Consider the following 8395-nt stretch of genomic DNA (forward strand, 5'->3'; position numbering starts at 1 on the left):
GGGCCGCTGGGAGGGGGCGGGCTGGTGGTCGCTGGTGGCCTTCGGCGCGGCCTCCGTGGCCGACGTCGCCGTGCCGATGCGCTGCGCCCCCTCGGTGGAGAGCCCGTGCGAGGCCGTCAACCCCTGGCACACGACCACCAGCGCGCTGGTGCACCTGGCGCTGTTCGCCTCGATGGCCCTGCTGGTGACCGCGGCGGCGCTCGGCGCCCCCCGGCGCCCCGCCGTCCGCCGCTGGGGCCCGTGGGTGCTGGGCACCGCCATGACGACGGCGCTGGCCACGGTGGGGCCGCTGTTCGGGCGGCCGGGCTGGCACGGGGTGCCCCAGCGGGCGCATCTGCTGCTCGTCGGCGTGTGGTTCGTCCTGCTCGCCGTGGCCCTGCGGGCGGAGGCCCGGCGGCCGCGCGCGGCCGCGGCACGGGTGCCCGACCCGCCGGACCCCCGGGACGGCGCCGCTCAGCCCGTCAGCCCGTACACGTGCAGCGCGCCGGAGAACGACGGCAGGTAGACCCGGCCGTTGGCCACGGTCGGCGGGACGAACTTGGCGAACTTGCCGACGTCGTCCCGGGCGGCGTTCATCCTGCTGTGCCACACCTCGTCGGTGAGGTCGTGGGCCCGGTAGGCCCGCAGGACGCCGTCCACCACGGCCTGGTTGGCGTTCTCCCGCCAGGGGTGGGACGCCCACACCAGGCCCGACTCCGGGTCCCGGCCGGCGGCGGAGACGGACAGCATCCCGCCGGGCATGCCGGGGGAGCCGCCCGGCACGCCCGTGGGGGCGGTGGTGGTGCTCGTCGACACCGGGGACGGGTCCAGGCGTCCGCCGGAGAAGCGGTAGGCGCGCAGGAAGGCGTTCTCCGGCCACACATAGAACCAGGGGCCGCCGGGGAGGTCCCACCGGACCGGGCCGCCGTGGATGTGGTGGCTGTTCGCGTCGGGTGTCACCACATAGAAGCTCTGCGGGATCTGGCTGTCGGAGCCGGCGTGGAAGTGCCCCATGGCGTCCGCGTCGAGCAGATAGAACTTGCCCTCCTTGCCCCCGCCCAGCAGCAGCCGGGTGCCCGGGATCAGCAGCGGCCCGGCCGAGCCGAGGTCGGCGTCGGCGGCGTCCAGCTCGGCGTTGTTGAACGGTGAGAACCAGTCGGCGAGCGTCAGGTCCGGACGGAGCTTGACGACGCTGTCGCCGAGCTCCGAGCCGTCGGGGCGGAAGCCGCCGTTGCCGGTCATGAAGTACAGGCACCCCGCCTCGTCCACCGCGAGGCCCTGCCCGGCCATCCAGATGCCGCCCAGCCCGGTGCCGGGCGTGGTGATGTACACCCCCGTCCGGCGCAGCGTGGTCGCGTCGAAGCCGAACACCCAGCCGTGGTACGGGCTGCGGTCGCCGTAGGCGGCGAAGGCGGCGTACACCGTGCCGTTCGCCAGGGTGAGCGCCGAGCGCTGGATCTGCCGCTTGCTGGTGAACGTCAGCCGCCCGCCCACGCTGCCGTCGCCCGTCCCCGGCACGGTGGCCTCGACGCGCACGGGGCCGCCGAGGACCGGCTGCCCGGTGCGGGTGTCGAGGGCGTGGAGGGTGTGGTGGTGGCCGTCCGCCTCCTTGGTGAAGGCCAGCACGTAGATCACCTGGCGGGCGGCGTCGATGACGGGGGTGCTCACCACGCCCACCTCGACCGCGATGTCCTTGTAGTGCGACGGGCCGATCTCCGGGTCGGGCAGCGGGCAGGACGGGCCGAGGGAGGTGCGCCACAGCGGGGCCGGGGCGGTGGGGTCGACGGCGTCGAAGGCGTAGACGCTGTTGTGCATCGTCGCCACGTAGACCACGTCGCGCGGGCCCGGGCCCGGCAGCTCCACCCCGGGGAGGACCAGCGGCTGGGCGTAGACATGGCCGTCGACCGCGCGGCTGAAGAGCCGGCCGAAGGAGGCGGGGGTGACATTGCCCGGACGGAGGGTCGTCTCGCACGCGTTGAGGCCGCTGCGCCGGTTGTCGTTGTGCTGTGTGGTGACCGCCACCCGGCCGTGGGGTGCCTCCGGACCGTGCGGTGTCTGCGGCATGACGCGCTCCCCGTCCCCAGCGGATCCGGATTCCAGGGTGGGTGGCGGCGACACCCGGTCACAATCACCGGAACGGGTGAAAGTGCGCTGATATCGCTTTTTCGAGGACTTCCGTTTTTGAAGACTCTGTTTTTGAGGACTTCTGTTTGCGCGTCACCGGCACGGGTACCCGGCGCCGGTGATGAAGAGAAACCAGCCGAGCGTCGTCGTGGTGACCGGGGCGAGCGGCGGCGTGGGCCGGGCCACCGCCCGGGCCTTCGCCGAGCGCGGCGCGAGCGTGGCGCTGCTCGCCCGTGGCCGCAAGGGGCTGGACGCCGCGGCGGACGAGGTCCTGCGGGCCGGCGGCGCCGCGCTGCCGCTGTCCGTGGACATGGCCGACCACCGGGCCGTCACCGAGGCCGCCGACCGGATCGAGGAGATCTTCGGCCCGGTCGACGTCTGGGTCAACAACGCCTTCGCCGGGGTCTTCGCGCCGTTCGTCGAGATCGAGCCGGACGAGTTCCGGCGCGTCACCGAGGTCACCTATCTGGGCTATGTGTACGGCACCCACGCCGCGCTGTCCCGGATGCTCCCGCGCGACCACGGCACCATCGTCCAGGTCGGCTCGGCGCTGGCCTACCGGGGCATCCCGCTCCAGTCCGCCTACTGCGGCGCCAAGCACGCCGTCCAGGGCTGGAACGAGTCCCTGCGCTGCGAACTCCTCCACCAGGGCAGCAAGGTCCGCACCACCATGGTCCAGCTGCCTGCCCTGAACACCCCGCAGTTCGGCTGGGTGCTCAACCGCATGCCCCACCGCCCCCGGCCCGTGCCGCCCGTCTACGAGCCCGAGCTCGCCGCCCGCGCCATCCTGTTCGCCGCCGCCCACCCGCGCCGCCGCGAGTACTGGGTGGGCGCGAGCACCGTCGCGACCCTCCTCGCCAACGCCGTCGCCCCCGGCCTGCTCGACCGCTACCTCGCCCGTACCGCCTACGACAGGCAGCAGACGCCCGATCCGCCGCCGCCGCTCCCCGAGGTCAACCTGTGGCACCCCGTCGACGGCGACGGCGGCCACGACCACGGCGCCCACGGCGACTTCGGTATGGGCGCCCGCTCGCACGGCCCGCAGCTGTGGCTCTCCGAGCACCGGGGCGCCCTGGCGGCCGGAGCGGCGCTGGCCGCCGCCGCGTTCGCCGCGACCCGTATGCGGGCGGACCATGGGTGGCATGAGCGCTGACGCTGACACGGAACCGACCGAATCGCGGCGCAGGACCGTGCGCGCCCGGCACGCGGAGGCACTGGACCTCTTCACCGACCGGGTGCGCGCCGTCCGCCCCGACCAGTGGGCGGCGCCCACCCCGTGCACCGAATGGACCGTCCGCGACCTGGTCAACCACCTCACCGTCGAACAGCTGTGGGTGCCGCCCCTGCTGGACGGCGCGGGCATCGCGGACGTGGGCGACGCCTTCGACGGCGACCGGCTGGGCGACGACCCCGTCGCCGCCTGGGAACGCGCGGCCGGGGCCGCCCGCGAGGCGTTCGGCGCCCGCGGCGCCCTCACCCGGACGGTGGAGCTCTCCTACGGGCGCGTCGCCGCCCACGCGTACTGCGCCCAGATGATCGCCGACCTGGTCGTCCACGCGTGGGACCTCTCCCGGGCCATCGGCGCGGACGAACACCCCTCCAAGGCCCTGGTGGACTTCACCCGCCACGAGGTCGAGCCCTACGCCGGCGCGCTCTCCGGCTCGGGCCTGTTCGCCCCGGCGACCGAACCGCCGCCGGGCGCGGACTCCTGGCAGCGGCTGCTGGCGCAGCTGGGGCGGCGGCCCTGAGCCACGGCGCACCGGCCCGCCTCCTCGTGACCGTGCGGGATGGGTAACCTCGGCACTGTGTGACACCTGGTGCACGGGGAGCGAGGAGGGGGCGGTGTGAGCGGGATAGTCGTCTATCTGCCGCAGGGGAGCGGCAGCCGGCCGGCGGGCGGGAGCGGTGACGCCGACGGGGAGCCGAGCGGCGACGCGGTGACGTTACGGCTCGGCCCGGGGGAGATGGCGCGCTTCGGGCGGGGCTCCGCGACGACCCCCGTCGAGCTCCGCCTCGCCGACGAGGCGATCTCCCGGCTGGCGGGGGAGATCAGGGTGACCGACGACCACTGGCAGCTCAGCAATCACAGCGCGACCCAGAGCTATCTGGTGGAGAACCCGGAAGGGGCGGGGGAGTACCTGAGGGTGCCGCCGAGACGGGCCGGGGCGCCCATCCCCTTCGAGTTCTCCAGGGTCGTGCTGCCCACCCGCGGCGGCGCCACGGTCGCCTTCCAGGTGTTCGCGCCCGACCACGTCTACCTGGACCCGGACGGTGTGGGCGGCCCCTGGGAGAGCCGCACGGTCACCGCGTACTCCCTGGACGAGACCGCCACCTACTTCCTGGTGCTGGTCGCGCTCTGCGAACCGCGGCTGCGCGACGAGTCCCCCGTGGCGGTGCCGACCACCCCGCAGATCGTCGAGCGGCTGCGGGGGCACACCGCCTGCGGCCGGCTGACGGCACGGGCCGTCAGCTCGCACATCGACTACCTCGCCGGGGAGAAGATGCGGATCGCCGTGCCGGCCGGGGGGGAATCCGGCCGGGGAGCCCGCCGCAACGGCAAGCGGGAGGCGATCGTCGGCCTCGCGCTGCGCTTCGGGCTCGTACGCGAGGAGCACCTCGCGCTGCTGCCGCCCCGGACCGGAGGAGGGCCCGGTGCGCGGTCCGGCCGACACCTCGGGGAGTGACCGCGTGGAACCGCTCCCGCCCGGCCACCGCGTCGGCGACTGGGAGGTCACCGCGCCGATCGGGACCGGCGGCTGGGCCACCGTCTACGCCGGACGACCGGCCGGCCGGGGCGACGACACCGACGGCACGGACAGTACCGACGACACCGTCGCCCTGAAGATCCTGCCCACCGAGGGGCTCGCACCGCGCCAGGCCCGCAAGGTCGCGGAGACGGCCCGGCGCGAGGCCGAACTCGGGCGCCGGGCCGGCCACCCCCGGCTGATCCGCCTGCTGGACTCCGTCGTGCTCAGCGAGCCGGGCCACCCGTTCCTCGACGGCGCGATCGTGCTCGTCATGGAGCGGGCCGCGCGCAGCCTGCGGGACGCGCTCGACACCGGGGTGACCGAGGCCGAGGGCGGCCGGATCCTCGCCGAGATATGCGAGGGCCTCGCGCACCTCCACGCCACCGGCTGGGTGCACGGCGACCTCAAACCGGACAACGTCCTGCTCATGGCGGACGGTTCGGTCCGGCTCTCGGACTTCGGGCTCGCGACGGAACTGACCGGCGCTCAGGGCACCCACGGTTACGCGCCCCCGATGGGCACCTTCGACTACCTGCCGCCCGAGCGCTGGAAGGCCCCGCTCGGCGAGCACGGAGTGCGGGTCCGGCCCAGCGCCGACATCTGGGCCCTGGGCATCATCGTCCACCAGGTGTTCGCCTCCGGGGCCTCGCCGTTCCCCGGCGCCACACCGGTCTCGCGCGCCGCCTCGACGCAGGAGTACGCCGAGGGGCGGGCACCGCTGCGCATGGACAACGCGGTGCCCCCGTTCTGGCGCGCCCTGGCCGCCGACTGTCTGGCCCCGACGCACTCCGCCCGCGCCGTCCACACGGCGGAGAGCCTGCTGGCACGCGTCACCGCTCGGCAGGCCGCCCAGCCGGAGCCCTCGCCGCCCACGGGACGCCGCCGCCGGCGCCGTGCCACACGCGCCGCCGTCGTGGCCGCCGCGGTGTGCGGCGTCGTGGCGGCGGGCTGGTCGTACGCCGGGCGTGACACCGGATCCGCGCCGCCCGCCGACCCGGGCGGGGCCACCGCCGCCGGCCGGATCCGGGTGTTCAACGCCGAGCGGGCCTGCCAGGACCGCCGGGACCGGAACGCGGAGTGCAGCCTCGGCCTGGCGATCGACCCCCTGCGGCCCTACACCATCGACAACGTCGTTCCGGTACGGGTGTGGCACGGTGACGCCCTCGCCGTCGACTGTCAGTTGTCCGGCGGCGTGCCCATCGTCGACGAGACGGGCACATGGTCGGCCCAGTGGTTCCGCGTCCGCCTCCCACGGGGCTCCGCACGGCCCACCGCCTGGCTGCCCGCCGTGCGCACCAAGGACCGCCCCACGATTCCCGGGTGCCCACGCCCCACGCCCGTGCGGTGAGGTGGCCGGCGGGGCACCCACCTTCCTATCGGTGACCGCCGGGCGCCGTCACTCCGGATCGTTCCGGGTGCCGTGCCCCGGCGTACCGCCGCTACCTTGCGGGCCGCGGCCGTGACCGCACTGACGACTCATCACCGGTACCGACCAGGAGGTCGCGTTGAACGAGCACCGCCCGACCCGCAGGAATCTGCTGAAGGCCGTCGGCGGCCTCTCCGCCGCGGTGACGCTCGGCGCCGGAGGCGTCCTCGCGTCCGCGCCGGCGGCCCACGCGGCCGGTGACGGCTTCGGGCTGCGCGTCGCGGAACGCGGCGAGAACGACCCCCGTATGTGGTACTACCGGTTCGAGACCGCGGAGATCGGCTGGAAGCCCGCCGTCAACGTCCTGCTGCCCGACGACTACCACACCAGCGGGCGCACCTACCCCGTCCTCTACATGCTCCACGGCGGCGGGGGCGACTTCATCGAGTTCGACCGCGCGGGCATCCGTGAGCTGACCGCCGGCAAGCCGATCATCGTCGTGATGCCCGACGGCGGGAAGACGGGCTGGTACTCCAACCCGGTCCGCTCCAACGTCGGCCCCCGCAACTGGGAGAACTTCCACATCAACCAGCTGATCCCCTGGATCGACGCCAACTTCCGGACGTACGCCGAGTACGACGGCCGCGCCATCGGCGGATTCTCCATGGGCGGCTTCGGCGCGCTGAAGTACACGGCCAAGTACTACGGCCACTTCGCCTCGGTGAGCTCCTACTCCGGCCCGGCCAGCCTGCGCCGTGACGGCGGCCTGGTCGTCCACTGGGCGAACCTGACGTCCGCCCTGGACCTGGGTGGCGCCACCGTCTACGGCACCCCGTGGGACCAGAACCGGGTCAGCATGGACAACCCGGTCGAGCACATCGAGAGCTACCGGAACAAGCGGATCTTCATGGTCGCCGGCACGGCCCCCAAGACCGCGTTCGACTGGCTCAACGAGCCCGAGGTCCTGGCCGGCCAGCGGGAGTTCCGCGGCCTCCTCGACCGGGCCGGCATCCCGTACGAGGCGCACGAGGACGGCGGCGGCCACTTCTTCCGCAGGGACTTCTTCCGCGGCGACATCGACGGCATCATCGGCCGCCTCCGCAAGGCGTAGGCGGCGGCAGGACGGGCAGGGCCGCCGCCCCCCCAACGGCCCTGTCCGTGGCCTCGTTCCACACGTTCCGCTCATGCCGCTCATTCGGCTCATTCCACGAGTTGAGGCAGCACCTTCGTCCGGTAGAAGTCGAAGAAGCCCCGCTGAAGGGGGCCGATCTGCGAGACGTGCACCCGGTCGAACCCGGCGTCGGCGTACGCGCGCAGCGCCCCCGCATGGGCGTCGGCGTCGTCGCCGCAGGTCACCGCGGCGGCCACCCGGTCGCGCGTCACCAGCTCGGCGGCCTGCGCGAAATGGGCGGGCGTGGGCAGCACCTGGTTGAGCTCGCCCGGCAACCGCTCCACGGCCCACAGCCGGTGCGCGGTGTCCAGCGCCGCCTCCCGGTCCGGGCCCCAGCACACCTTCGTCCCGCCCTGCACCGGTTTCTGGCCGCCGCCCGCCCGCCGGAAACGGGCCACCGCGTCCGGGTCCGGGACCATCGTCACCAGCCCGTCGCCGATGCGCCCGGCCACCTCCGTGGCCGCCGGCCCGAACGCCGACACGTCGATGGGCACCGGTTCCTCGGGCAGCGTGTACAGGCGGGCGTTCTCGACGGTGTAGTGCTTGCCGTGGTGGCTGACCTGGCCGCCCCCGAACAGCAGCCGCATCACCTGAACGGCCTCCTCCAGCATCTCCAGCCGCACCGACGCCGGCGGCCACGGATCGCCCAGGATGTGCTCGTTCAAGGCCTCCCCGCTGCCCACCCCGAGCCGGAACCGCCCCTGGAGCATCACCGAGCTCGTGGCCGCCGCCTGCGCCGTCACCACGGGGTTCAGCCGCGTCGTCGGGCAGGTCACGGCGGTCTCCACCGGCAGCGACGTGGCCTCGGACACCGCGCCGATGACCGACCACACCAGGGGGCTGTGCCCCTGCTCGTCGGTCCAGGGGTGGAAGTGGTCGGAGATCCACAGCGAGGTGAAGCCCGCCTGCTCCGCCATCCGGGCCTGCTCGACCAGGTCCTTGGGGGAGTGCTCCTCGCAGGACAGGAAGTACCCGTACTCGGTCACCGCGGTCGGGTATCCCCACCCC

Annotated in this window: 8 protein-coding genes; 6 read left to right on the top strand and 2 right to left on the bottom strand. The window is 74.0% G+C overall.

Features of this window, described 5'->3' with window-relative positions:
- Window positions 1-505, top strand: a 505-nt coding sequence (locus K6I33_RS27205; RefSeq protein WP_229357174.1) for a DUF998 domain-containing protein, incomplete at its 5' end; no start/stop codon positions are given.
- On the opposite strand, the gene K6I33_RS27210 is transcribed toward K6I33_RS27205, so the two are convergent.
- Window positions 454-2043 carry a hypothetical protein gene (locus K6I33_RS27210; protein WP_229357175.1) on the bottom strand — a complete coding sequence of 530 codons (1590 nt, stop codon included), beginning with the start codon at window positions 2041-2043 and terminating at the stop codon, window positions 454-456. The genes K6I33_RS27205 and K6I33_RS27210 overlap by 52 nt on opposite strands.
- A gap of 181 nt (window positions 2044-2224) precedes the next feature.
- Between K6I33_RS27210 and K6I33_RS27215 the strand changes: the two genes are divergently transcribed.
- The 5 genes from K6I33_RS27215 to K6I33_RS27235 all read left to right on the top strand — a co-directional run bounded on the left by K6I33_RS27215 (window position 2225) and on the right by K6I33_RS27235 (window position 7327).
- Window positions 2225-3256, top strand: coding sequence for an SDR family oxidoreductase (locus K6I33_RS27215; protein WP_229357176.1), 1032 nt, complete (start codon window positions 2225-2227; stop codon window positions 3254-3256).
- Window positions 3246-3851: a TIGR03086 family metal-binding protein gene (locus K6I33_RS27220; RefSeq protein ID WP_229357177.1), complete on the top strand. Its 606-nt coding sequence runs from the start codon at window positions 3246-3248 to the stop codon at window positions 3849-3851. Before K6I33_RS27215 ends, K6I33_RS27220 begins: the two co-directional genes overlap by 11 nt.
- A 96-nt stretch (window positions 3852-3947) precedes the next feature.
- A complete protein-coding gene (locus K6I33_RS27225; protein ID WP_229357178.1) occupies window positions 3948-4787 on the top strand; it encodes a serine/threonine protein kinase in 840 nt (279 codons plus the stop codon).
- Between the two features lie 4 nt (window positions 4788-4791).
- Window positions 4792-6198 carry a serine/threonine-protein kinase gene (locus K6I33_RS27230; RefSeq protein ID WP_229357179.1) on the top strand — a complete coding sequence of 469 codons (1407 nt, stop codon included), beginning with the start codon at window positions 4792-4794 and terminating at the stop codon, window positions 6196-6198.
- A 157-nt stretch (window positions 6199-6355) separates the two neighbouring features.
- Window positions 6356-7327, top strand: a complete 972-nt coding sequence (locus K6I33_RS27235; protein WP_229357180.1) for an alpha/beta hydrolase family protein — start codon at window positions 6356-6358, stop codon at window positions 7325-7327.
- An 89-nt stretch (window positions 7328-7416) separates the two neighbouring features.
- Here K6I33_RS27235 and K6I33_RS27240 read toward each other — a convergent pair whose 3' ends face one another.
- On the bottom strand, window positions 7417-8373 hold the full coding sequence (locus tag K6I33_RS27240) for an LLM class F420-dependent oxidoreductase (protein WP_229357181.1): 957 nt from the start codon (window positions 8371-8373) through the stop codon (window positions 7417-7419).
- Window positions 8374-8395 lie beyond the last annotated feature (22 nt).

The sequence above is a fragment of the Streptomyces sp. UNOB3_S3 genome (assembly GCF_020740895.1).
Lineage (GTDB): Bacteria > Actinomycetota > Actinomycetes > Streptomycetales > Streptomycetaceae > Streptomyces.

Bases quoted from the DNA above. Each gene is read 5' to 3' on its own strand.
- K6I33_RS27210 (WP_229357175.1), bottom strand. From the start codon at position 2,043: ATGCCGCAGACACCGCACGGTCCGGAGGCACCCCACGGCCGGGTGGCG.
- K6I33_RS27220 (WP_229357177.1), top strand. From the start codon at position 3,246: ATGAGCGCTGACGCTGACACGGAACCGACCGAATCGCGGCGCAGGACC.
- K6I33_RS27215 (WP_229357176.1), top strand. From the start codon at position 2,225: ATGAAGAGAAACCAGCCGAGCGTCGTCGTGGTGACCGGGGCGAGCGGC.